23 protein-coding genes and 1 pseudogene are annotated in these 21,915 nt (G+C 69.1%); 19 read left to right on the top strand and 5 right to left on the bottom strand.

Annotated features, from left to right (window positions below):
• Window positions 1–372: 372 nt before the first annotated feature.
• Window positions 373–1,590, bottom strand: coding sequence for a copper resistance D family protein (locus tag ACIA77_RS51585; protein ID WP_395893594.1), 1,218 nt, complete (start codon window positions 1,588–1,590; stop codon window positions 373–375).
• A gap of 162 nt (window positions 1,591–1,752) precedes the next feature.
• Between ACIA77_RS51585 and ACIA77_RS51580 the strand changes: the two genes are divergently transcribed.
• The 4 genes from ACIA77_RS51580 to ACIA77_RS51565 are packed head-to-tail and all read left to right on the top strand — an operon-like array spanning window position 1,753 to window position 5,497.
• Entirely contained in the window at window positions 1,753–2,832 is a 1,080-nt protein-coding gene (locus ACIA77_RS51580) for an isocitrate/isopropylmalate dehydrogenase family protein (protein WP_395893593.1), read from the top strand.
• Window positions 2,829–4,190: an NAD-dependent succinate-semialdehyde dehydrogenase gene (locus tag ACIA77_RS51575; protein ID WP_395893592.1), complete on the top strand. Its 1,362-nt coding sequence runs from the start codon at window positions 2,829–2,831 to the stop codon at window positions 4,188–4,190. Before ACIA77_RS51580 ends, ACIA77_RS51575 begins: the two co-directional genes overlap by 4 nt.
• Window positions 4,187–4,606, top strand: a complete 420-nt coding sequence (locus tag ACIA77_RS51570) for a cupin domain-containing protein (protein ID WP_395893591.1) — start codon at window positions 4,187–4,189, stop codon at window positions 4,604–4,606. Before ACIA77_RS51575 ends, ACIA77_RS51570 begins: the two co-directional genes overlap by 4 nt.
• Window positions 4,607–4,615: 9 nt before the next feature.
• Window positions 4,616–5,497 (top strand): GntR family transcriptional regulator, encoded by an 882-nt coding sequence (locus ACIA77_RS51565; RefSeq protein ID WP_395893590.1) that lies wholly within the window; start codon window positions 4,616–4,618, stop codon window positions 5,495–5,497.
• 3 nt (window positions 5,498–5,500) lie between these two features.
• On the opposite strand, the gene ACIA77_RS51560 is transcribed toward ACIA77_RS51565, so the two are convergent.
• Together ACIA77_RS51560 and ACIA77_RS51555 are read right to left on the bottom strand one after the other, a co-directional pair.
• The gene (locus ACIA77_RS51560; RefSeq protein ID WP_395893589.1) at window positions 5,501–6,412 is read right to left on the bottom strand and encodes a MurR/RpiR family transcriptional regulator; all 912 of its coding nucleotides are present in this window, start codon (window positions 6,410–6,412) and stop codon (window positions 5,501–5,503) included.
• Window positions 6,413–6,501: 89 nt separating this feature from the next.
• A complete protein-coding gene (locus ACIA77_RS51555; protein WP_395893588.1) occupies window positions 6,502–7,335 on the bottom strand; it encodes an alpha/beta hydrolase in 834 nt (277 codons plus the stop codon).
• A 179-nt stretch (window positions 7,336–7,514) separates the two neighbouring features.
• On the opposite strand from ACIA77_RS51555, the gene ACIA77_RS51550 reads away from it, so the two are divergent.
• The 11 genes from ACIA77_RS51550 (at window position 7,515) to ACIA77_RS51500 (ending at window position 17,729) form a co-directional block, all read left to right on the top strand.
• Window positions 7,515–8,651 carry a C45 family autoproteolytic acyltransferase/hydolase gene (locus ACIA77_RS51550; protein ID WP_395893587.1) on the top strand — a complete coding sequence of 379 codons (1,137 nt, stop codon included), beginning with the start codon at window positions 7,515–7,517 and terminating at the stop codon, window positions 8,649–8,651.
• Window positions 8,648–9,391, top strand: coding sequence for an amino acid ABC transporter ATP-binding protein (locus ACIA77_RS51545; protein WP_395893586.1), 744 nt, complete (start codon window positions 8,648–8,650; stop codon window positions 9,389–9,391). The genes ACIA77_RS51550 and ACIA77_RS51545 overlap by 4 nt, the downstream gene beginning before the upstream one ends.
• A gap of 39 nt (window positions 9,392–9,430) precedes the next feature.
• Window positions 9,431–10,375 (top strand): transporter substrate-binding domain-containing protein, encoded by a 945-nt coding sequence (locus tag ACIA77_RS51540; RefSeq protein ID WP_395893585.1) that lies wholly within the window; start codon window positions 9,431–9,433, stop codon window positions 10,373–10,375.
• 18 nt (window positions 10,376–10,393) lie between these two features.
• Window positions 10,394–11,038, top strand: a complete 645-nt coding sequence (locus ACIA77_RS51535) for an amino acid ABC transporter permease (protein WP_395893584.1) — start codon at window positions 10,394–10,396, stop codon at window positions 11,036–11,038.
• A complete protein-coding gene (locus ACIA77_RS51530) occupies window positions 11,035–11,904 on the top strand; it encodes an amino acid ABC transporter permease (RefSeq protein WP_395893583.1) in 870 nt (289 codons plus the stop codon). Before ACIA77_RS51535 ends, ACIA77_RS51530 begins: the two co-directional genes overlap by 4 nt.
• A gap of 29 nt (window positions 11,905–11,933) precedes the next feature.
• The gene (gene rocD / locus ACIA77_RS51525) at window positions 11,934–13,127 is read left to right on the top strand and encodes an ornithine--oxo-acid transaminase (protein WP_395893582.1); all 1,194 of its coding nucleotides are present in this window, start codon (window positions 11,934–11,936) and stop codon (window positions 13,125–13,127) included.
• A 100-nt stretch (window positions 13,128–13,227) separates the two neighbouring features.
• Window positions 13,228–14,085, top strand: a complete 858-nt coding sequence (locus ACIA77_RS51520) for an alpha/beta fold hydrolase (RefSeq protein ID WP_395893581.1) — start codon at window positions 13,228–13,230, stop codon at window positions 14,083–14,085.
• Between the two features lie 5 nt (window positions 14,086–14,090).
• Window positions 14,091–14,684 carry a TetR/AcrR family transcriptional regulator gene (locus tag ACIA77_RS51515; protein WP_395893580.1) on the top strand — a complete coding sequence of 198 codons (594 nt, stop codon included), beginning with the start codon at window positions 14,091–14,093 and terminating at the stop codon, window positions 14,682–14,684.
• Between the two features lie 389 nt (window positions 14,685–15,073).
• Entirely contained in the window at window positions 15,074–15,463 is a 390-nt protein-coding gene (locus ACIA77_RS51510; RefSeq protein WP_395893579.1) for a hypothetical protein, read from the top strand.
• A 1,242-nt stretch (window positions 15,464–16,705) separates the two neighbouring features.
• Window positions 16,706–16,831 carry a hypothetical protein gene (locus ACIA77_RS51505; RefSeq protein ID WP_395893578.1) on the top strand — a complete coding sequence of 42 codons (126 nt, stop codon included), beginning with the start codon at window positions 16,706–16,708 and terminating at the stop codon, window positions 16,829–16,831.
• Between the two features lie 121 nt (window positions 16,832–16,952).
• Window positions 16,953–17,729 carry a rhomboid family intramembrane serine protease gene (locus ACIA77_RS51500; protein ID WP_395893577.1) on the top strand — a complete coding sequence of 259 codons (777 nt, stop codon included), beginning with the start codon at window positions 16,953–16,955 and terminating at the stop codon, window positions 17,727–17,729.
• Window positions 17,730–17,735: 6 nt separating this feature from the next.
• Here ACIA77_RS51500 and ACIA77_RS51495 read toward each other — a convergent pair whose 3' ends face one another.
• Window positions 17,736–17,918, bottom strand: coding sequence for a hypothetical protein (locus ACIA77_RS51495; protein WP_395893576.1), 183 nt, complete (start codon window positions 17,916–17,918; stop codon window positions 17,736–17,738).
• A gap of 247 nt (window positions 17,919–18,165) precedes the next feature.
• Between ACIA77_RS51495 and ACIA77_RS51490 the strand changes: the two are divergent.
• The 3 genes and pseudogenes from ACIA77_RS51490 to ACIA77_RS51480 all read left to right on the top strand — a co-directional run.
• A pseudogene (locus tag ACIA77_RS51490) lies at window positions 18,166–18,349 on the top strand (flavoprotein); the annotation flags it as partial.
• Window positions 18,350–18,459: 110 nt separating this feature from the next.
• A complete protein-coding gene (locus ACIA77_RS51485; RefSeq protein WP_395893575.1) occupies window positions 18,460–19,071 on the top strand; it encodes a hypothetical protein in 612 nt (203 codons plus the stop codon).
• Between the two features lie 71 nt (window positions 19,072–19,142).
• A complete protein-coding gene (locus ACIA77_RS51480) occupies window positions 19,143–19,628 on the top strand; it encodes a hypothetical protein (protein ID WP_395893574.1) in 486 nt (161 codons plus the stop codon).
• Window positions 19,629–19,673: 45 nt separating this feature from the next.
• Here ACIA77_RS51480 and ACIA77_RS51475 read toward each other — a convergent pair whose 3' ends face one another.
• Entirely contained in the window at window positions 19,674–21,035 is a 1,362-nt protein-coding gene (locus ACIA77_RS51475) for an NAD-dependent succinate-semialdehyde dehydrogenase (RefSeq protein ID WP_395893573.1), read from the bottom strand.
• Between the two features lie 252 nt (window positions 21,036–21,287).
• On the opposite strand from ACIA77_RS51475, the gene ACIA77_RS51470 reads away from it, so the two are divergent.
• The gene (locus tag ACIA77_RS51470; RefSeq protein ID WP_395893572.1) at window positions 21,288–21,806 is read left to right on the top strand and encodes a lytic polysaccharide monooxygenase auxiliary activity family 9 protein; all 519 of its coding nucleotides are present in this window, start codon (window positions 21,288–21,290) and stop codon (window positions 21,804–21,806) included.
• The last annotated feature ends 109 nt before the right edge of the window (window positions 21,807–21,915 follow it).

Here is a 21,915-nt window from a genome sequence, read left to right as displayed (position 1 = left end):
GCCTTCCACGCGGTCTGGATCACCTTGTCAAGGCACGCTTTCCAGCCTTGACAAGGTGATCCAGACCGTCGTCACAATAAAAATCGGGGTGCCCCCACCGACCACCCCGTGCGCAACGTTGCGCGCCAGCGCAACGAGCCGCACACCCCCAACAGCAGCCCCCCCAACAGCAGCCTCGAACTCACTTCCGCGACCCAACCCTCAACACCACCGCCAGCACAGCCGCCAACCCCACCAAAACCACCGCAGACACAACCGTGCCCATACCCGCCTCCACTCACCGCTCGGAAGCACACACTCTCCCGACCGGCCGGAAACGGATATGGGCCCGGACAATCCCTTGACACTCAGGGGAACCCCCCTGACAGCTCCTTAACCCTCGGCCGCCACAGTCTCCCGCTGCTCGGCCTCATCAACGCGCACCGCAGACCGCGACAACCGATCCGAAACCTTCGCCGTCGTCACGAACGACACCGCGATCAGAATCGCCAGCACCACCCCGATCCCGACGACGCTACCGGTCAGCGTCGGGTCTTCGGGGTCACCGGCCTCGACGCGGGACGATCCGGTGAGGAACGACAGCACGAACAACACCCCGACAGCGAGCAACACCTCAACCGAAACCAGCACCGGGAACGTCCGCAACGCCAGCCGGAACACCGACCCCTCCGCCCCGGCTGCCCGAGCGCGCGCAATCCGCGGCATCATCACGAACTCGTTGGCCGCACCGATGCAGATCATCGTGAACACCAGCGACACCTTGATGACGAGGAAGCGCCCGAAGCTCGTGGTGAACAGCTCCGACGGGCTGCCGACGAGCGAGTACGCCAGCCACAGACCGGTGATCAGGATGCAGCCGACGGCGACCATCGCCAGCGTCGAGAACCGCATCCAGATCTGGGCGAACGTGTCACCGGCACCGCGGGTGAGCTTGCGCCGCGAGAACGCCAGGATCACCAGCCCGGCGATGCCGCCGACCCAGGTCGAGATCGAGAAGACGTGCAGGTGGTCGAGCAGCGAGTTGGCGAGGACGTCGAAGGTTTCCTTCGCCCAGTTCGTCGGCAGCAAGGTCACCTGGTAGGCGACGAAGTTGATGATGAGCGAAGCCAGTGCCACGGCACCGATCCGTTCGCGCACCTTCGCCGAGAACAGCAGCATCAGCACGAGAGCCGCGAGGCCCCACAGCGAGTACTGGATGAGCGCCTCGGTGCCGCTGGAGATCCAGTCGCCCTTCTTGCCGGGCACGGAGACGAACCGGCCGATCGCGGCGGGGGAAAGCGCCTGGTCGAAGGGGATCTCCTTGCCCTTGACGCGCGCGCCCTTGCCGGCGAGCTGGAAGTACAGGGCGACGAGGAACCACGTGCCGACGAGGGCGAGGTACAAGCCGGCGCGGCGCTGCAGCACGGCGCGGTCGGCCGGGTCGACCGACGGTCGTCTCCACACGGGCCGAAGCACGATCAGCAGCAGCATGCAGCCGCCGATCGAACCGATCAGCCCGGCGAAGTACGCCATTTTCGTGATGACCCGCCACACCTCGGGGGTCGGGTTGGCTTCGGCCGCGGAAACGGCCTGGGTGAGCAAGAAGGACATCGGCAGCCATCTCCTCGATCGGGGGGCGTGAGCCGAACCGGTGGGGACGTCGGCTCTTGGCGGTCGAAGGTAGCTGATCCTACAACGGATGTGAAGACTGAAGCGACCACTACATTGATGGTATATTGCTAGCATGAAAAACCAGAGTCGGAAGGAGTGCCCGTGAAAGTCCTCGTCTTGCCCGGTGACGGCATCGGTCCCGAGATCACCGCGGCGACCCTGGACGTGCTCGGCGCCGCCGACCGGCGGCTCGGGCTCGGCCTGAGCTTCGAGGTGCGCGAGATCGGCCTGGCCTCGCTCGCGACCGACGGCACGACGCTGCCCGCGTCGGTGCTGGAGCGCGTGCCCGAGGTCGACGGCACGCTGCTCGGCCCGGTGTCGCACTACGAGTACCCGGCGAAGGAGCAGGGCGGGATCAACCCGTCCGCCGCGCTGCGGACGACGTTCGAGCTGTTCGCCAACGTACGCCCGTGCCGCTCGCGCGAAGGTCTCAGCGTACTGCGCCAGCCGATGGACCTCGTGATCGTGCGCGAGAACACCGAAGGCTTCTACGCCGACCGCAACATGTTCGCAGGCACCGGCGAGTTCATGCCCGACCCCGACCTCGCGCTCTCGGTGCGCAAGGTCTCCGCGCGTGGTTCGGCCCGCGTGGCGCGCGCGGCGTTCGAGCTCGCGCGCGGCCGCCGCGGCAAGGTCACGGCCGTGCACAAGGCCAACGTGCTCAAGCTGTCCGACGGCCTGTTCCTGCGCGAGGTGCGCGCCGTCGCGCAGGACTTCCCCGACGTGGAGCTGGAAGAGCTGATCGTGGACGCCGCCTCGGCGCTGCTGATTCGCGACCCGCAGCGCTTCGACGTGCTGGTGACCACCAACATGTTCGGCGACATCCTGTCCGACGAGGCCTCGGAGCTGTCCGGCAGCCTCGGTCTCGGCGGCTCGATCAACGCCGGGCACGACATCTGCGTCGGCCAGGCGCAGCACGGTTCGGCTCCCGACATCGCGGGCCGGGGCGTGGCCAACCCGGCATCGCTCATCCTGTCGGCCGCGATGCTGCTCGACTGGCGCGGCCGCCGCGACGGGAACGCCGGCCTCGTGGCAGGGGCCGAACTCGTGACGCGTGCCGTGGATTCCGTGCTCGACGACCCCGCCACGCGCACCGCCGACCTCGGCGGCACGCTCGGCACGGAGGCGTTCGCCGCCGTGGTCGCCGAGTCCGTCAGCGGGCTTGGAGTGGGTGCCCGGTGATCGAATCCGTGAACCCGGCCACCGGGAAACCACTGTCCACATACGACTTGCACACCGCCGAGGAGGTCGATGCCGCGCTGGACGGCGCGGTGGCCGCGCAGGCCCAGTGGCGCGAGAAGCCGCTCGAAGAACGCGTGGCACTGCTGCGGGAGCTGGCGGCCGTGCTGCGGGCCGGCAAGGCGGAGTACGCCGCGCTGATCACCGCCGAGATGGGCAAGCCGCTCGCGGAATCCGAGGCCGAGATCGAGAAGTGCGCGCTCAACTGCGTGCACTACGCCGACCACGCCGCCGAGTACCTGGCCGAGCGCCCGGTGCTGGCGCAGGCCAGTGTGGTCGCCGAACCGCTCGGCGTGGTGCTCGCCGTGATGCCGTGGAACTACCCGTTCTGGCAGTTCTTCCGCTTCGCCGCCCCCGCGCTGGCCGCCGGCAACGGCGCGATCCTCAAGCACGCCACCAACGTCCCGGGCTGCGCGCTGGCCATCGAGGACGTGTTCCGCAAGGCCGGCACGCCGGCCGGGCTGGTGCGGTCGCTCCTGGTGGACGTCGGCGAGGTCGCACGGCTCATCGCCGACGACCGGATCGCCGCCGTCACGCTCACGGGCTCCACGCGCGTCGGCGCGCTCGTGGCGAGCCAGGCCGGCGCCGCGCTCAAGAAGCAGGTGCTGGAGCTCGGCGGGTCGGACCCGTTCGTGGTCCTCGCCGACGCCGACGTGGCCGCAGCTGCCGAGACGGCGGTGAAGGCCCGGTTCCTCAACACCGGGCAGAGCTGCGTGAACGCCAAGCGCTTCATCGTCGACGAATCCGTGGCCGACGAGTTCGCCGAAGCCTTCACCGCGGCCGTCGCCCGGCTGCGCGTCGGCGACCCGGCCGAGGCGGCCACGACCGTCGGGCCGCTCGCGCGTGCGGACCTGCGCGACGGGCTCGCCGACCAGGTGCGCCGCACCGTCGAGGCCGGCGGCGTGGTCCGCACGGGCGGTGAGGTCGTGGCCGGACCGGGTTACTTCTACGCGCCGACGGTGCTCGACCACGTGAAGCCGGGCATGGCGGCGTTCGAGGAGGAGACGTTCGGGCCGGTGGCCGCGATCGTGCGCGTCTCGGGCGACGACGAGGCGCTCGCGCTGGCCAACGACACCGAGTTCGGCCTCGGCGCGGCCGTGTGGACGACCTCGCCGGAGCGGGCGCAGCGGTTCGCGAAGGGCCTCGAGGCCGGCGCGGTGTTCGTGAACAGCATGGTCGCTTCGGACCCGCGGCTGCCGTTCGGCGGCATCAAGAAGTCCGGTTACGGCCGGGAGCTGGGCGCGGACGGGATCCGCGAGTTCGTGAACGTCAAGACCGTCTGGATCGGAGGAACCCGGTGAGCGACCCGAAGGAACCGTTCCCGTCCGTGGTGCTGCGCCCGGCCGAGCTGACCCCGGCCGACCGCGGCGGCGGCGCCCGGACGATCCCGCTGGTGAGCAAGACCGTGGGCGCCGAGGTGTTCCTGAACGGCATGACGATGTTCGACGGCGGCGCGGGCATCCCGCTGCACACGCACAACTGCCCCGAAAGCGTCGTGATCCTGCGGGGCGAGGCGATCGTCGAGATCGACGGCACCGAGCACCACCTGTCCACTTGGGACACCACGTACGTCGACGCGGGCGTGCCGCACCGGTTCCGCAACGCGTCGGCCACCGAGCCGATGCGGATCCTCTGGACCTACGGCTCGGTGGAGGCGACGCGCACCATCGTCGCCACCGGCGCGACCACCCGGGTGGACGCGGAGCACCGGCGCTAGCCTGGACTGGTGGAACAGACCCCGACCCCGCTCACCCGGCAGGTCGCGGCGCGCATCGTGGGCTACATCCGCGAGACCGCGGCCGAGCCGGGCACGCGGCTGGTGGAACGCACGCTGGCCGCGCACCTGCGCGTTTCACGCTCGCCCGTGCGCGCGGCGCTGAAGCTGCTGGCGGACGAAGGGGTGGTGGCCGTCGCCGAACCCGGCGGCGGCCACACCGTCGCCCGGCCGGTCGAGGAGCTCACCGTGACCGAGGACGACGCGGGCGAGGAGCAGCAGTACCTGCGCATCGCGTCGGACCGCCTCGACGGCGAGCTGCCGGACCGGGTGAGCGAGAGCGAGCTGGCCCGCCGCTACGGTCTCACCCCGGCCCAGGTGACGGCCGTCCTGCGCCGCATCTCGGCCGAGGGCTGGATCGAGCGCCTGCCCGGCTACGGCTGGGAGTTCCAGCCCATGCTGACGTCGCAGGAGTCCTATGAGGACAGCTACCGGTTCCGGCTCGTGCTGGAGCCGGCGGCGGTGCTGGAGCCCGGTTTCGTCGTGGACCGCGCGGCCATCGAGGTCGTGCGGGCGCAGCAGCTGGAGCTGGCCGAGGGCGCCGCGCGCACCGTGAGCGGCACCGAACTGTTCGGGCGCAACCGCGCGTTCCACGAGGCCGTGGTGAACTGCAGCCGCAACACGTTCTTCATCGACGCCCTGCGCCGCGTCGACAACCTGCGCCGGCTCATCGAGTACCGGCGCACGCTCCCGCGCGACCGGGCGGCGGTGCGGTGCCGCGAGCACGTCGAGATCGCGGATCTGCTGCTGGCCGGCAAAACCACCGAAGCCGCGGAGTACCTGCGGCGGCACCTGAGCACCGTCAGCGTCGAGAAGACCGCCAACCCGGGCTGACGCTCACGAGACGCCGTTCGAGCCCGGCAGCCGGCCACGCGCGCCGCGTCCCTCACCCGTGATGAGGTCCGAGCGCAACGAAGTCAGCAGCTCCGAGGTCTTCGTCGCGCGGGTTTCGTCGCGGGAAGCCAGGCGCAGCAGCAAAGCATCGGTCAGCACTTCGGCGGCCAGCATTTCGCCGGTGTAGTTGCTGGCGGACTTCGGCGCGGTCAGCACCACGTCCACCTGGGACCCGAACAGCGGCCCGAGCGAGCTGGACACGAGGATCACGCGCGCGCCGACCGCGTGCGCGTGGTCCAGCAGCACCTCCAGCTCGCCCAGGAGCCGCGCCGGGATGTACAGGATGACGACGTCTTCGGGGGCCAAGCCGATGAGGTCGTCGGCCAGCTGGAAGCCCGTGGCGCCCGTCGAGCGGGCGCGCCGGCCCATGCGGACCAGCCGCATGGTCAGGTAGCGCGCCACGAGCCCCGAGCCGCCGAGCCCGAAGCTCAGCACCTCGCGCGCGCCGTCCAGCAGGTCGACGGCGTGGGTGAAGTCGGCGGAGCGCACCAGCCGCCAGGTGGCGGCCAGGCGCTCCGTCGCTTCGGTGAAGACCTGGTCGACGATGGCGTCGCCGGTCGGTTCGACGCCATCGGGGGCGTTGTGGAGGACGCGGTGCGAAGGGCTCGTCTCCAGCACGACCTCGCGCGCCAGGCTGCGCCGCAGGTCGAGCAAGCCGGTGAACCCCAGTGACTTCGCCGTGCGCACCACGGTCGCGTCGCTCGTCTCCGTCGCGTCGCCGATCTGCTCGGCGGTCGCGAAGATCGCGTCGCGGCCGTGGTCACGCAGGTACTCCGCGACGGTCCGCTCCGCGCGCGACATCTTCGGCAGGCACCGCGCGATCCGTGCGCGCAGCGCGTCTTCGTCGTCCGTCATCCACCCCTCCGGTCCTCGTGCTCACGGGCAGGCCGTCCCAGTGCTGCCCCGGCCGGACAGTGCGGCCGTGCCCCGTGAACCCCCAGCCGCTACGGCCGGCGCGCCAGCTCGCCCGTGATGAACTCCTTCACGACGGGCTGGATCAGCAGCCCGCGGTGCGCCACCCCCGGCACGACGTCGAAGCGCACGTCGATGCCGTTGCTCTCGAAGTTCTTGCGCAGCGTGGTCAGCCGCTCGATGCGGGTGTCACCGCCCGCGTCGAGGCCGGGCTCCGCGATCTCCCACGTGTCGGTGTCCTCGCCGCCCACGATCATCTGCACCGGCAGCTTGCGCAGCTCGTCCACCTTCACGTCGGTGCCGAACAGCTCGCGGACGTTGGCGGTGCCGAGCCACCAGTCGACGTCGGGGTTGATGCGCGTGACGCGGCCCGGGGCGCCGATGGACAGCGCGGCCAGCCGGTCGGCGTGCAGGTAGGCGAAGCGGTGCGCGAACTGCCCACCACCGGAGAAGCCGTGCAGGTAGAAGCGGTCGGCGTCCACGCGGAAGCGCGTGGCGACCTCGGCGATGATGTCCAGCAGGATCTGGTCGTACCGGATGCCCTCGAACGCCAGCCGCTTGAACCCGTGCAGGTCACCGGGCTGCGCGATGCCGGCGGGGAACAGCGGCGCCAGCACGATGGTGTCGTTCTGCTCCGCCCACTCGCGGTAGTCGTTGCGGTAGCGCTCCGCGGTGCGCTGCGTGCCGTGCATCAGCACCAGCAGGGGCAACGGCGTCTCCGAAGTGCGGTGCGCGCTGGGCACGTAGAGGCAGTACGAGAAGCGCTGGTCGCTCTGCAGCGCGAAGAACGGGGTCGGCCCGCCGTAGTAGAACTCGGTCGGGTCGAGGACTCGCGCGGAGTCGGGCGTTGCTTGGGGGCTCGTCATGGAGCGGATCTCCTTGGCATGGCGTGGGACCGTCCTGGTTCGTCGTAATCATGTAGTAACGACGACAGGTGTTGACTTCTTCGTAGCACGGTCTATCTTATCCGTAGCTGCCACTACAAGTTCTCAGTGAATGTAGCGCAAACCTTCAACGAATCGCCAGCACCGGGAAAGAGGTATTCATGGCAGTCCGGTTGGTCGAGATCGAAGGCGACCCGCGGACTCGGGGGCTCGCCTACGGTGAGGCCGCCCGGGCGGAGATCCGCACGTCCATCGCCTACTACCGCGAGGCTTTCGAAGCCTCCTCCGGTCTGGAGTGGACGGACGTGCAGACCTCGGCCCGGCGCTGGCGCGAACCGATCGCCGCCGTCGCCCCCGACCTGCTCGAGGAGATGGACGCCATCGCCGACGGCGCCGGCGTCCACCAGGACGAGATCCTCGCCCTCAACGCCCGCGGCGAGATCGTCCGCAACAGCGAAAGCGGCTTCAACCCCGAGGTCACCGAGACCCCGGCCGACGGCTGCTCCTCCTTCGCCCTGCTGCCCGAGGCCACCGGCGACGGTCACGTCTACTGTGGACAGAACTGGGACTGGCGCGAGGGCACGCAGGACTCGGTGGTGCTGGTGCGGATCGTCCAGCCGCCCAAGCCCACGATCATCATGCAGGTCGAAGCGGGCCAGATCGGCCGCCACGGCGCCAACTCCGCCGGCATCGCGCTCAACGCCAACGGACTCGGCGGCCGCTTCGGCACCCCGCTCGGCCTCCCGCAGCCCGTGCTGCGCCGCCTGATCCTCGACAACGACCACCTCAAGGCCGCGCTGCAGGTGCCCTTCGACGTGCGTCAGCACATCGCGACCAACCTGCTCGTGACCCACCGCGGCGGGGTCGCCGTCGACCTCGAGACCACGCCGGTCGTGCACGGCTGGGGCACCCCGGTCGACGGGATCCTGGTGCACGGCAACCACTACCAGTACGGCCTGCCCGGTCCGATCAAGGACGTCTACCGCCTCTCGCCGGTCGACTCGCTCTACCGCGTGCAGGTGATCGAGCGGGGGCTCAAGGCCGCGCGCTCCGCGTCCGGCTCCGCCGAGGTGCGCAAGATCGTCGCCGGGACGATGAGCGACCACACCGGACACCCCGACGGCGTGTGCGCGCACGTGGACGACCGCGTGCCACCGCTCAAGCGGTACAAGACGATCGCGTCCAGCCTCGTCGACCTGACCACCGGCGAGTACCGCGTGGCGATCGGCAACCCGTGTGAGAACGACTACGAACTGCTGCCCTGGCAGCTCTACGACGGCCCCGGAGGTCACCGATGACCGGACCCGTGCTCGCCAGCCTGCGCGGTGTCAACAAGAGCTACGGCGACGTGCAGGTGCTGCACGACGTCGACCTCGACATCCACCAGGGCGAGGTCGTGGTGATCCTCGGCCCGTCGGGGTCGGGCAAGTCGACGCTGTGCCGCTGCATCAACCGGCTCGAGAAGATCAACAGCGGCACGATCACGCTCGACGGCAAGCCGCTGCCCGCCGAAGGCCGGGACCTGGCGCGGTTGCGCGCCGACGTCGGCATGGTCTTCCAGTCGTTCAACCTCTTCGCGCACCGGACCGTGCTCGAGAACGTGACACTCGGCCCGATCCGCGTCCGCGGGATCGCCAAACGAGAAGCCGAAGCGACCGCACGCCGGTTGCTCGACCGCGTGGGGGTGGCCGACCAGGCCGAGAAGCTGCCCGCCGAGCTCTCCGGCGGCCAGCAGCAGCGCGTGGCCATCGCCAGGGCGCTCGCGATGAACCCCAAGATCGTGCTGTTCGACGAACCGACCAGTGCGCTCGACCCCGAGATGGTGAGCGAAGTCCTCGACGTGATGACCTCGCTCGCCAAGGAAGGCACCACGATGGTGGTGGTCACGCACGAGATGGGTTTCGCCCGCCGCGCGGCCCACCGGGTGGTCTTCATGAGCGAAGGCCGCATCGCCGAACAAGGCACCCCCGAAGAGTTCTTCGACCGCACCGGCACCGCCCGGGCGCGGGACTTCCTGTCCAAAGTCCTCCAGCACTGACCTGCCCCGGATTCCCCACCCCGACAAGGAGAAACAACAATGAAGTTGACCAGAGTCGCCGCCGCCGTGAGCGGGGTGCTCGTCACGGGTGCGCTGCTGGCCGCTTGCGGCAGCGCACCGGCCACGGCCCCGGGTGGCGCTTCGGCCAAGCCGGCTGCCGCCGACGTCGCCAAGATGATCAGCCAGGACGACGCCGTCGCGGCGGGACCGGTGGGCCAGAACCTGCCGCACTCGCCGATGCTGGACAAGATCCGCCAGCGCGGGCAGCTGGTGTGGGCGGGCAGCCGCAACACGCTCGGCTTCTCGCAGCTGGACCCGGCCACCGGCAAGATCTCCGGCTTCGACGCCGGCATGGCCGACCTGCTCGCGAAGTACCTGCTGGGCAAGCCGTCGGCGAAGATGCAGAGCGGTGGCTCCGACACCCGTGAGGGCCTGCTCGGCAACCACACGATCGACGTCGCGATCCAGACGTACACGATGACGCCCGAGCGGGCCAAGCTCGTGAACTTCTCCGGCCCGTACTACATGGCCGCGAGCGGCATCGTGGTGAAGGCCGACAACACCACCATCAAGACCGCCAAGGACCTGGCCGGCAAGAACGTGGCGACGGAGTCCGGCGCGGCGAAGACCGCCCTGGTCACCGAGGTGCCCACCGCGAAGCCGGTGCTGTTCGACACCACCGCGCAGTGCATCGCGGCCGTCGAGCAGGGGCGCGCCGAGGCCGTGACGCTGAACAACGCGTCGCTGCTCGGTGCCATTCAGACGCGGTCGGACGTGAAGCTGCTGGACGCGACCTTCAGCTCCAACCCGTTCGGCATCGGCGAGCCCAAGGACGACCCGGTGTTCAAGCAGGTCGTCGACGAGTTCCTGCAGAAGATCGAGACCGACGGCACCTGGACCAAGCTGTGGCAGGGCACCGTCGGCAAGCTGCTGAAGACCCCGCCGCCCGCCCCGCCGAAGCTCGGCTCCGTCCCCGGCGTCTGACCCTGAATCGGAGACCCCATGTCCGTGCTCTTCGCGCACCTCGGCGAGCTGCTGACCGGTCTGCTGACGACCCTCGAGCTGGCCGCGATCGCGTTTCCGCTGGCGCTGGTGATCGGCACCCTGCTGGGTGTCTGCCGCGTCAGCCCGATCGGGCCGCTCCGGGCGGCCGCCGGGTTCTACGTGCACTGCCTGCGCAACTCGCCGATGCTGCTGGTCATGGTCATGGTGGTCTTCGGCCTGCCCTACCTCGGCGCGACCGTCCCGCTGTTCGGGTCGGTCGTGCTGGGGCTGGGCCTGTACTTCGGTGCCTACATCTGTGAAACGGTGCGCTCCGGCATCGCCGGCGTGCCGCTCGGCCAGATCGAGGCGGCCCGCGCCATCGGCCTGACCTTCTCCGGCGTCCTGCGGCAGGTCGTCCTGCCGCAGGCGTTCCGGTCGATGGTGCAGCCGCTGGGCAACATCCTGATCAACGTGTGCCTCGGCTCGGCGCTCGGCGCGGCCGTCGGCGTGCAGGAGCTCACCGGTTCGGCCCGCCAGTTCAACCTCGACTTCGCCCAGCCGGTGCCGACCTTCGTCGCCGCGGTCATCGGCTACCTCCTGATCACCCTGACGATCGGCCAGCTGACCGGCGTCGTCGAACGGAAGGTTCGCATCCGCCGATGACTTCGCGCACCCCCGCCCTTTTCGACGAGCTCGGTCCCCGCGGCCAGAAACGGCTGCGGATCGCCACGATCGTGGCCGTCGTGGCGCTGATCGGCATCGTGGCCGGCGCCATCGCCCAGCTCGCCCACGTGCAGCAGCTCACCGCGCGCCTGTGGGAGCCGCTCATCGAGTGGTCGAACATCCGGTACCTGTTGCAGGGCCTGCTGACCACGTTGGAGGTCGGCCTGACCGGCGCCGCGATCTCCCTGGTCTTCGGCACGCTGATCGGCCTCGGCCGGCTGTCGACGCACAAGTGGCTTTCGCTGCCGAGCACCGGTGTGATCGAGCTGTTCCGCGCGATCCCGCTGATCCTGCTCGTGTACTTCTTCCTCATCGGCTTGCCGATGTTCGGCTGGAACCTGCCGCCGTTCTGGGTGCTGACCATCCCGATCGTGCTGCACGCCGGATCGGTGTTCGCCGAGATCGTCCGCGCCGGCGTGAACTCGCTCGACCGCGGCCAGTTCGACGCCGCCGCGGCGATCGGCCTGCGCCGCGGGCAGACGATGAAGCTCATCGTGCTCCCGCAGGTGTTCCGGTCGCTGCGCCCGGCGCTGGTCACCCAGGTGATCCGCACGCTGAAAGAGTCGAGCCTCGGGTACGTCGTCGGCTACCCGGAGCTGCTGCGCGACGGGCAGGTGATCGGCGAGTACAACGCCAACTTCCTGCAGACCTACGCCTTCACCGCGGTCATCTACATCGTCATCAACTTCGGGCTGTCGCGGTTCGCCGAGCTGCTCGACCGGCCGAAGAAGCCGCGGCGGTCCAGCGCGGCCGCCGCGGAGCCGGAACCCGAGCCGGCGGCCGAGCCCGCCCGAACCCTCGTCTGACCCCTTCTGAGCGGAGCTGATTTCCCGAGATGTCCATCACCGGCGAAGAGATCGAACGCGCCGAAGCCGCACTGGCCCACAACTACCACCCGCTGCCCGTGGTGCTCACCGAAGGCAAGGGCGCGTGGGTCACCGACGTCGAAGGCCGGCGCTACCTCGACCTGCTGGCGGGCTACAGCGCCCTCAACTTCGGCCACGGTGACGACGAGCTGCTGGCGGTGGCCCACGCTCAGCTCGACCGGCTGACGCTGACCAGCCGCGCGTTCCACCACGACAAGCTGGGCACCTTCGCCGCGGAGCTCGCCGAGCTGTGCGGCATGGAGATGGTGCTGCCGATGAACACCGGCGCCGAGGCCGTGGAAACGGCGATCAAAACGGCGCGCAAGTGGGGCTACCGCGTGAAGGGCGTGCCGGCCGGGCGCGCGAAGATCGTGGTGGCGGACGGCAACTTCCACGGCCGCACCGTGACGATCGTCGGGTTCTCCGACGACCCCGAGGCGACCGCGGACCACGGGCCGTTCACTCCCGGCTTCGTGCGCGTGCCCTTCGGCGACGCGGCGGCGCTGCGGGCCGCAGTCGACGCCGACACCGTCGCCGTGCTGATCGAGCCGATCCAGGGCGAAGGCGGTGTGGTGCTGCCGCCCGACGGTTACCTCACCGAAGTCCGGCGGATCTGCGATTCCGAGAACGTGCTGTTCGTGGCCGACGAGATCCAGTCCGGGCTCGGCCGCACCGGGCGCACGTTCGCGTGCGACCACGAGAACGTCGTGCCCGACGTGTACGTGCTGGGCAAGGCTTTGGGCGGCGGCATCCTGCCCGTGTCGGCGGTGGTGTCGCGGCGCGACGTGCTGGGCGTGTTCCGCCCGGGCGAGCACGGCAGCACCTTCGGCGGCAACCCGCTCGCCTGTGCCGTCGCGACGGCGGTGGTGCGGAAGCTGAAGACCGGTGAACCGCAGCGGCGGGCCGAAGAGCTGGGTGAGGTGTTCGCTTCGCTGCTGGCGTCTTTGCCGTCCGCGTCGGTGGAAGCGGTGCGCGTGCGCGGGTTGTGGGCGGGCATCGACGTGCGTGGCCGCACTGGCCGCGACGTGTGCGAAGGCCTGCTCCGCCGCGGCGTTCTGGCCAAGGACGCGCACGGCAGCACGATCCGGCTGGCGCCGCCGCTGGTGGTGTCCGAAGCCGACCTTCGCTGGGGCGTCGAGCAGCTGGCGGCCGAGCTCTCCTGAACCATCCCCCTGCGCCCGCCACACCCTCGTTCGGGTGTGGCGGGCCCAGTTCTTTGTCGGCTCGATTTACATACAGACAGTATGTATGTACCGTGGCGGCATGACAGCTCTCGGACAGGACCACCTCATCCGCCTGCCGCAGGGTGAGGTGCGGTACTACGAACGCGGCACGGGGCGACCCGTCGTCTTCGTGCACGGTGTGCTCACCAACGCACAGCTGTGGCGCAAGGTCGTGCCGACCATCGCGGAGGCCGGTTTCCGTTGCCTGGCCCCGGATCTGCCGATGGGCGCGCACGAGATCCCGATGCGCGCGGACGCCGACCTCAGCGCTGCGGGCATGGCGACGCTGCTCGGCGACTTCCTCGAGGCGCTCGATCTGCACGACGTCACGCTGGTCGCCAACGACACCGGCGGCGCGATCACGCAGCTGTTGCTGGCGCGCTACCCGACGCGCGTCGGGCGGGTGGTGCTGACGCCGTCGGACAGCTTCGAGTACTTCTTCCCGCCGATCTTCAAGCCGCTGCCGCGGATCGCGCGCGTGCCGGGCTCGATGGCCGTGCTGGCGCAGCTGCTGCGGATCCGGGTGTTGTGGCCGTTGCCGCTGCTGTTCGGCTGGGTGACGAAGAAGCCGCTCGATCCCGTTGTCGCGGAGTCCTACTTGCTGCGGCTGCGCCGGTCGCCGGGGGTGCAGCGCGATCTGCGGAAGCTGCTGCGCACCGTGGATCCGCGCCTGACGCTGGCGGCGGCGGAGAAGCTGCGGTCGTTCGAACCGCCCGTGCTGCTGGCGTGGGCAGCCGAGGACAAGCTGTTCCCGATCCGGTTCGCGCACCGCCTGGCGGAGGTGCTGCCGAACGCGAAGGTCGTCGAGATCGCGGACTCGTACACGTTCGTCCCGGAGGACCAGCCGGAGGTGCTGGCCGGGCACATCGTGGAGTTCGCGGGCGTCATGGCAGATTAGGCCGGGTGAGACGCACCCAGCAGGAACGCTCGGACAGCACGCGCGCGGCTCTCGTCAGCGCCGCCCGCGTGCTCTTCGCGACGCGCGGCTACCACGACGTGCCGGCCGAAGAGATCACCCGCACCGCCGGCGTCACCCGCGGCGCCCTGTACCACCACTTCGGCGACAAGCAGGGCCTGTTCCGCGCGGTCGTGGAGGAGGTCGAGATCGAGCTCACCGCCGAGGTCGCCGCGGTGATGACCGCGGGCGTCGATCCCCTGACCGGCATGACGACGGCGCTCGGTGTGTTCCTGGACGCCTGCCTGCGCGAAGAGGTCCAGCGCATCTCCCTCACGGACGCCCCCGCCGTCCTCGGCTGGGACGTCTGGCGCGAAATCGAGGGCGAACACGGGCTGGGCCTGCTGGTGACTTCACTGTCCCGCGCCCACGCAGAGGGGCTGATCGTCGACGTGCCCATCCGCACCCTGGCCCAGCTCATCCTCAGCACCGTGATGGAAGCCGCGCGCATGATCGCGGCGGCCGACGACCCGGCCGCCGTGCGCGTGGAGACGCAAACGGTGCTCGCGGGCTGGCTCGGCGGGCTGATCCGCAGGAAGTGACGCCGTTACCCGTACTGCGGCTGGCGTTGCTCCGGGTTTGCTTCGACTGCGTCGAGGTCATTCGTCAGTGCCTGGATCGCTTCGCTCGCGGCTCCCACCCCGGCCCAGTGCGGATCGACGTCCGCCGCCACGCACCACGCCCGATCCCCCGGCCACACGAACGCGGGCGCTGCCCGGAGCCGAACTCGGCGGCCCAGTCGTCAACGGCGGTCAGCGGTCCCTTGAAGTTCGCGTACCGCTGGTGGGGCAGCTCGAAGAGGCCGTCGCAGGTCGGCAGCGGGAGGTCGGAGTAGCCCTCCCAGGAGCAGAAGTAACCGTCTTTCGCGGTGGTGAACCCGGCGAGCCGAGTCGATCACCCAAGGCAGCGGGCCGTCGCACATACTGACTCGATGGCGGGTGCAGATTTCCGGATACCGGGCCACAGGTTGCTTCCGCACGAATTGTTCTGGATTCGGCGGATTGTCAGCACACGTCGAACCTCCGGCGCGGGGAGCGGGTTCTCGCCGGACCGGGTTCTTCGCCTCGCCGCGGCTGCGAATTGGCTGCTGCTGAAGGGCGTTCTCTTCGCGGTGATGGTGATCGCCTTCGCCATGGAAGCGATCACCGGCGCGAACGGCGGCCCGATCCAGCCCGATGGGACACCGATGCACGCATGGGAGGTACCACTCATCGTCGTGTGGTGGTTGATCATCTCCGCCGGACTGGCCTTCTTGGTACTTGGGATCCTACGATTGTGGCAATCGGCTCGTGCGCGTCGCGAATCGGCAGCGGCACCCTGATCGACACATCGCTATTTCGACGCTCTCTCACCACGCGGACTGCAGTGAGGCATCGCGCATCAGGTGCCTCCGGTAGCGAATCAACAGAGTCCGATCACTACTCAAGAACGTGCGCCAAGTAGCCGAGAAAGTTACCTTTCGAGCCGGACAAGAGGAGATCGCCGAGCCAGAACGTCTCGATCAAGGAAGTCGCGGAGCACCTGAGCCACCACTACCGGGCCACCCCACCTCGCACGTCGAGCCACAAGCGAGCCCGGGCCACCGCCGACAAGCTGTTCGCGCCACGTCGGGCCGCCACGGAATCCGCGGCGGCCCGACGACGGCCCGAGAGTCCCAAAAGCAGTAAAACCGCAGATCAGAGGTGTATAGATTTCTTGTTCATGAATTCTCCAGGGGGTCTGGTCCACCTGGCGCGCTCCCTGGCAAACTGCCTCTGACCTGCTGTTTTGCGTCTCATCACGTCCGGTCGCGTCCGGACCGATCTCGACGTCTGACGGCCCCACGACGGCCCAGCCCAGATTCGCGCTCCCGCCTCTCAGCCGCGCCCAGGCTCCCCGTCGTCCTCGTCACCGCCGCCTTTAGCACCGGATCGACGGTGTCAAGGGTGGACGCTTGCGGCCATCGCGACGCGACGCCGAAGGCGCCCTTGATGGCGGCGAGCCGGTGTTAAACGATCAGCGACGAGGAAGCGGACGGTCACGATCTTGTACTGGCCTGTAACGCGCTTCGCGGCTCGGCCGTACATGCCGGTATGCGCCTCTACGGATCTCTCGCCGTCGGCGGCGCGCTGTCCAACGCTCCTTCCGGCGGGCCGCCCGCGGCCGGCGGCCGAAGCGGAGCGGCAGGCCGTCCGTGCCGCACTGGGCGAGCCGGCCGAACGCCGGGCGACTACGCGCCGCCGACGGCGGCGTCTTGATCCCATAGAGCCAAGTTCTGCAAAGGACCAAATAGCGCAGCTGCGGCCCGACAGGTGATATGCGACGTTCGCCTGCAATCTGATGTGCGTCATCTGGCCTAGGAAACTCGACGTCTCAGCGGCCCAGGCCGATGCCTCGTGAACCGATGGGCTGCTGACAGATCACCGACGTGGTAGCGCGACCTGGACTTGATGTTGGGCGCCGTAATGAACGTCGTTCACGACGTTCAGGAACCCCATCCGTGCTGCGAGCCGGAGGCTGGGCGAGACAAGCCCTCCGCGGCGCGGCCGCATTCCCGGTCGACCCGGCCGACGCCATCCAGACCATGCGCATCATCGAAGCCGCTCGCCTGGTCGCCCAGGACCACCGAATCGCCCGCCTAGGCCCCGGACGCCTGACCGGAGTCCACAACGAACGCCATTTTTGTGACTATGACTTCACTGATAATTGAAACCAACCCCCACGCCGTGCGGAGATCACCTTTACGTTGCAGTGACTGAACAACCAGCCCGGGCGGCTATCCTGAGGCTCGCGCGCCAGGTCGGCGCCGGGGGTGGGTTGCGGAGGTCGGCGTGAGCAAGAGCGGAAGACAGCCGGAGGCCGCCGATCCCGTGATCGTGATCGCCGAGGCGCGGCGCGCGTTGTGGGTGATGGTCGGCTTCCTGGCCCTCATCTGGATCATCCAGATCTTCAACGCCATCGACAGTTACCAGCTCAGCCAGCACTACGGCATCCGCGCCCGCGACGTCACCTCGCTCCCGGACATCATCAGTGCCCCGTTCCTGCACTTCAGCTGGGCGCATATCGAGGGCAACTCCGGCCCGCTCTTCATCTTCGGCTTCCTGTCGGCCTATCGCGGCGTGCGGAAGTTCTTCTGGGTGACCACATTGATCGTCGTGGTCGCCGGGCTCGGCGCCTGGCTGACCAACGAGCCGAGCTCGGTCGCGGCGGGTGCCAGTGGCGTGGTGTTCGGTTACTTCGGGTACATCCTCGTGCGCGGGCTGTTCGACCGGCACCTCATCGACATCGTCCTGGGCCTGGTCATGGGCCTGTGTTTCGCCTACCAGTTCACGGTCCTGCTGCCGACCGACGGCATCGACTGGCAGGGCCACGCGTTCGGCTTCGCCGCCGGCCTGGCCGGTGGCTGGATCTTCCGGGATCGGCGCAAGCTGCAGGTCAAGGCCGCGGCTCCGACTCCGGTGATCGCCGCCGTGCCGGTGATCGAGCCGCCGACGACCACGATCGAGACCCCGGCCCCGGCCACCACCGAAATGCCCGCGCCGAGCAAGGCCCCCAAGGTTGATCCAGCCGACCGGCTGGCCCAGATCCGCAAGGAAATGGGCCAGTGACCGGCGCTACCCGATGATCAGCTGATCGCGCGGCCCGGTCCGGCGCCAGGCCACGACCAGGAACGCGATCAACGGCACGAGCGGCAGCGACCTGACGGCCCAGCTCAGCGCCAGCGGCGGTCCGGGCTGGTCGTGCACGGTGAGGTCGTGCAGCGTCCCGGTGCCTTGGCCCTGGGGGCCGTTGATCACGAACCCGATGCTGTACGCGCCGGGACTGTCGAACCCCCTCACGTCCAGCCCAGGTGTCGAGCTTGCGGGGGTGCTGGGCCAGCGGGGTGACGTGCTCGTCCGGTTTGACGCCGGGACCGTTCAGCAGCAGCGATCCGGACTTGCTCGTGATCCCGCCGTCCGGTGCGAAGGTGAAGTCCAGCGAGCGCATCGCGCGGATCCGCCCCACGAGCTAATTGGAATGTTTCCGGACATCTGGGACCGGCATGAGGCGCACGCGCGTCAACCGTTCTGGGGCGTGCACATCGAGAACCTTCGCCGCGTCGGCGTTCACCTGCTCTTCGGCGATGACGTGTGGCCCTTACACGAGCCGCGTAACGCTCCGGGGTCGGGACCTGCCCTGGTCGGCGATGCTCGACGCGATCGAAAAGGCCGTGCCGGCGCCGACATAGCCGCACCGCCGGTACGACACGAGGACTTCGGCCGAAATAGGTACGTGCAGACTCGGCAGGTATGTCAGGCTCTGCAGGGTCGACATCGATACTCAGCAAGAGAGCGCCTGATGGATAGCGATGGCAGCCGACGGTTCCACAGCTTCGGCTTCGAACCGAACTACACCGTCGAAGTGGATCCGCCGTTCCCGTCAGACGGCATCTGGGACTGCCCAATTGTCGAGTTCGACGCCAACGGCGTTGCTCATCCGCGCACGGCACTCGACGCTCGTGGGTCCCTGATCGTGCGCGTCGAGCCCTCCGTGCGGCAAACGTGGCTTGGTGTGTTCGCCAACGGCGGACTCGGCCGGGTCGACGAAACTTTCGCTGGCCCTGCGCCCGAGCAGCTGTGTGTCGTCGCGGAGGGCACGGCTTACCTCGTCAACGTCGATTCGCCGATCACCGATCCCGCCATCGTCCAGGACCAGGTGCAACACGTGGCCGCCGACGCCGAACACCACCTCCTGCTACTGGCCAATGACGTTGACCTGGTCGCGGTCGGCGCCAGTGGCCTGGCCTGGCGATCGCCTCGGCTGGCGCTCGACGGCCTCAGCATTTCGGGCGCGGACTCCGAGGGCATCCATTGCTACGCGTGGCTTGGCGATCACGATGGCGCCACCCACCTGGTAACGCTCGACCCGCGCACCGGGCAGATCATGGCCGGGCCGGTCCTTCCGGACTGATTGCGGTCCTGACGGCCAACGCCGATCGCGGCCGGACGCCACATGGCCGCAGCCGAGGCAACCACCCGATCGTGGCCGGCGAGAGAGAGGGCGTGTGCTCTGATCAGCCGCAGTCTGCGCAATGGCAGAAGGGACAGTCTGCGGACGCCGGTACTCGCCAGACGGTCAACAGCCACCTGAAGACCGGGATCTTCCGGTTCCTCGGCGACAAGCCGCTGAAGTTGGTCGAGAAGACCGACACCATCCGCGATTGGCTCGGCTGGCTGGAGCGACCGAAGAAGGAGGGCGTCCGGGGCCTCATGGCGTCCTACCGCGCGATCCTCTTCGAGAGGATCTCGGCGATCCTCCAGGCTGCGGCCGACGATAACAAGATCCGGTCGAATCCCTGTCGCGCCAAGAGCATCAAGCGGCCAAGGAAGTCGCGGAGTACCTCGGCCACCACGATCCCGGCTACACCCTCCGCATCTACACCCACCTTGTGCCGTCGAGCCACAAGCGCGCTCGGGCCGCCGCCGACAAGGTGTTCGCCCCGCGTCGGGCCGCCACCGTATTCGTGACGGCCCAGCGACGGCCCGCGGGGGCCTGACAAAGAAAAAAGCAGCTCACAGCCGGATCGATTTCTTGTTCATGAATTCCTCAATCCCCAACGGACCCAGTTCCCGGCCCATCCCTGACCGCTTGATCCCGCCGAACGGCAGATCCGCCTGAGACCCTCCGGATTTGTTGAAATACACCATCCCCGACTCAAGCCGGTCCGCGACGCGGCGCATGCGGGCGGGGTCGGTGCCGAACACGCTCGCGCCGAGGCCGAAGGGGGAGTCGTTCGCGATGGAGATGGCGTCGGCGTCCGAGGAGGCGGGGAAGACGAGGAAGACGGGGCCGAAGATCTCGTCGCGGTAGGCGTCCATGTCCGGTGTCACGTCGGTCAGCACGGTGGCCTCGAGGTAGGCGCCGGGGCCTTCGACGCGGTGGCCGCCGGTGCGGAGGGTGGCGCCTTGGCGCACGGCGGTCGAGACCTGGGCCGCGACCTCGTCGGCGGCGGCGATCGACGCGAGGGGCGGCAGTTTCGTCGCGGGGTCGGCCGGGTCGCCGGGGAGGTAGTAGTCCGCGACGCGCTTGGTGAGCTTGTCGACGAACTCGTCGTAGAGCTCCTCCAGCACGATGAGGCGCTTGGGCGCGTTGCAGGACTGCCCGCAGTTGCGCATGCGGGCCGTCGCGACGGTGGTGACGGTTTCGTCGAGGTCGTCGGTGTCGAGGACGATCAGAGGGTCGGAGCCGCCGAGTTCGAGGACGCAGCGCTTGAGGTTGCGGCCCGCCTCGGCGGCCACGGAGATGCCCGCGGCCTCGCTGCCGGTCAGCGACACGCCGACGATCCGGTCGTCCGCGAGGATCGACGGCACCTGCTTGCTCGAGGCGAAGACGTTGACGTACGCGTCGTCCGGCACACCGGCGTCGCGCAGGATCTCCTCGATCGCGACGGCCGAGCGGGGGCAGATGGACGCGTGCTTGAGCAGGATCGTGTTGCCCAGCACCAGGTTCGGCGCCACGAAGCGCGCCACCTGGTACATCGGGAAGTTCCACGGCATCACGCCGAGCAGCGCGCCGATCGGCTCCTTGCGGATCACGGCGTCGCCGCCGCGGATCTTCAGCGGCTCGTCGGCGATGAGCTCCGGGCCGTGTTCGGCGTAGTAGGTGAAGATGTCCACGACGATGCCGACCTCGCCGCGGCCCTCGTTGATGCGTTTGCCCATCTCGAGCGTCATGATCGCGGCCAGTTCGTCGGAGCGTTCGGCGAACAGCTCGGCGGCGCGCGCGACGATCGCGGCCCGTTCGTCGACCGGGCGTTCCCGCCACGACAGGTACCCGCGGTGGACGCGGGCGATCGCGTCGCGCACCTGGTCGTCGGTGGTGTTCTCGATCTGCTCGATCAGCTCACCCGTGGCCGGGTCGGTGACTGTGTACATGGCGGCGCTGGCCCTCCGTGGGTCGGCGAAGCGGCTGGACGCCCCCAGACTAACAAACTGCATACAGTATGCACTAGCCCAAGCCATTTCACCAGACGGTTTGCCACCTCTTGACCGAAAAGCCCGAATCTCGGTATGGTCTAGACCACACTCTCCCCGTCCCGCCCGCGCACCCCCCACCGCGGCCGTTCGACCGTGCCCGTTTCCCGTGGCCGCCGGTGGGAGCGGGCTCGCCCGTCGAAGGAGCCAGGTATGAAGACGAACCGCAAGCTCGTGGCCGCTGTGGCCGGTGCCGCCGTCGCGCCGGTGATCGTGCTGGTCGGACCCGTGGGCACCGCGAGCGCGCACGGCTACGTCAACTCGCCCGCGAGCCGGCAGGCCCAGTGCGCGCAGAACGTGGTGCCGTGCGGTGACATCAAGTGGGAACCGCAGAGCGTGGAAGGCCCGAAGGGGCAGCGCACGTGCAACGGCGGGGTCGCGCGCTTCGCCGAACTGAACGACAACAGCAAGGGCTGGCGGGCGGCGCCGGTCGGCCGCACGGTCACGTTCAACTGGACGTTCACCGCGCGGCACAAGACCAGCACCTACGAGTACTACGTCGGCAACACACGCATCGCGAGCTTCAGCGGCAACAACCAGGTGCCGCCGGCGACCGTGTCGCACCAGGTGAACCTGGGCACCCGCACGGGCCACCAGACCGTGCTGGCCATCTGGAACATCGCCGACACGGCCAACGCGTTCTACTCCTGCATCGACCTGCAGGTGAGCTGACGCCGGTGGGGGGGGGGGCCGCCGGCCGGCCGCCCCCACATTACACTGTGGGGTCAGCCGTTAGAGCCCGCCCCCGGGGGGCGGGGGGGCGCGTATGAACACCCCACGC

This window comes from Amycolatopsis sp. NPDC051903 (assembly GCF_044452505.1).
Taxonomy (GTDB): Bacteria; Actinomycetota; Actinomycetes; order Mycobacteriales; family Pseudonocardiaceae; genus Amycolatopsis.
Note: the sequence above shows the minus strand (reverse complement) of the source record. Positions and strands in the feature narration are given on the sequence as shown.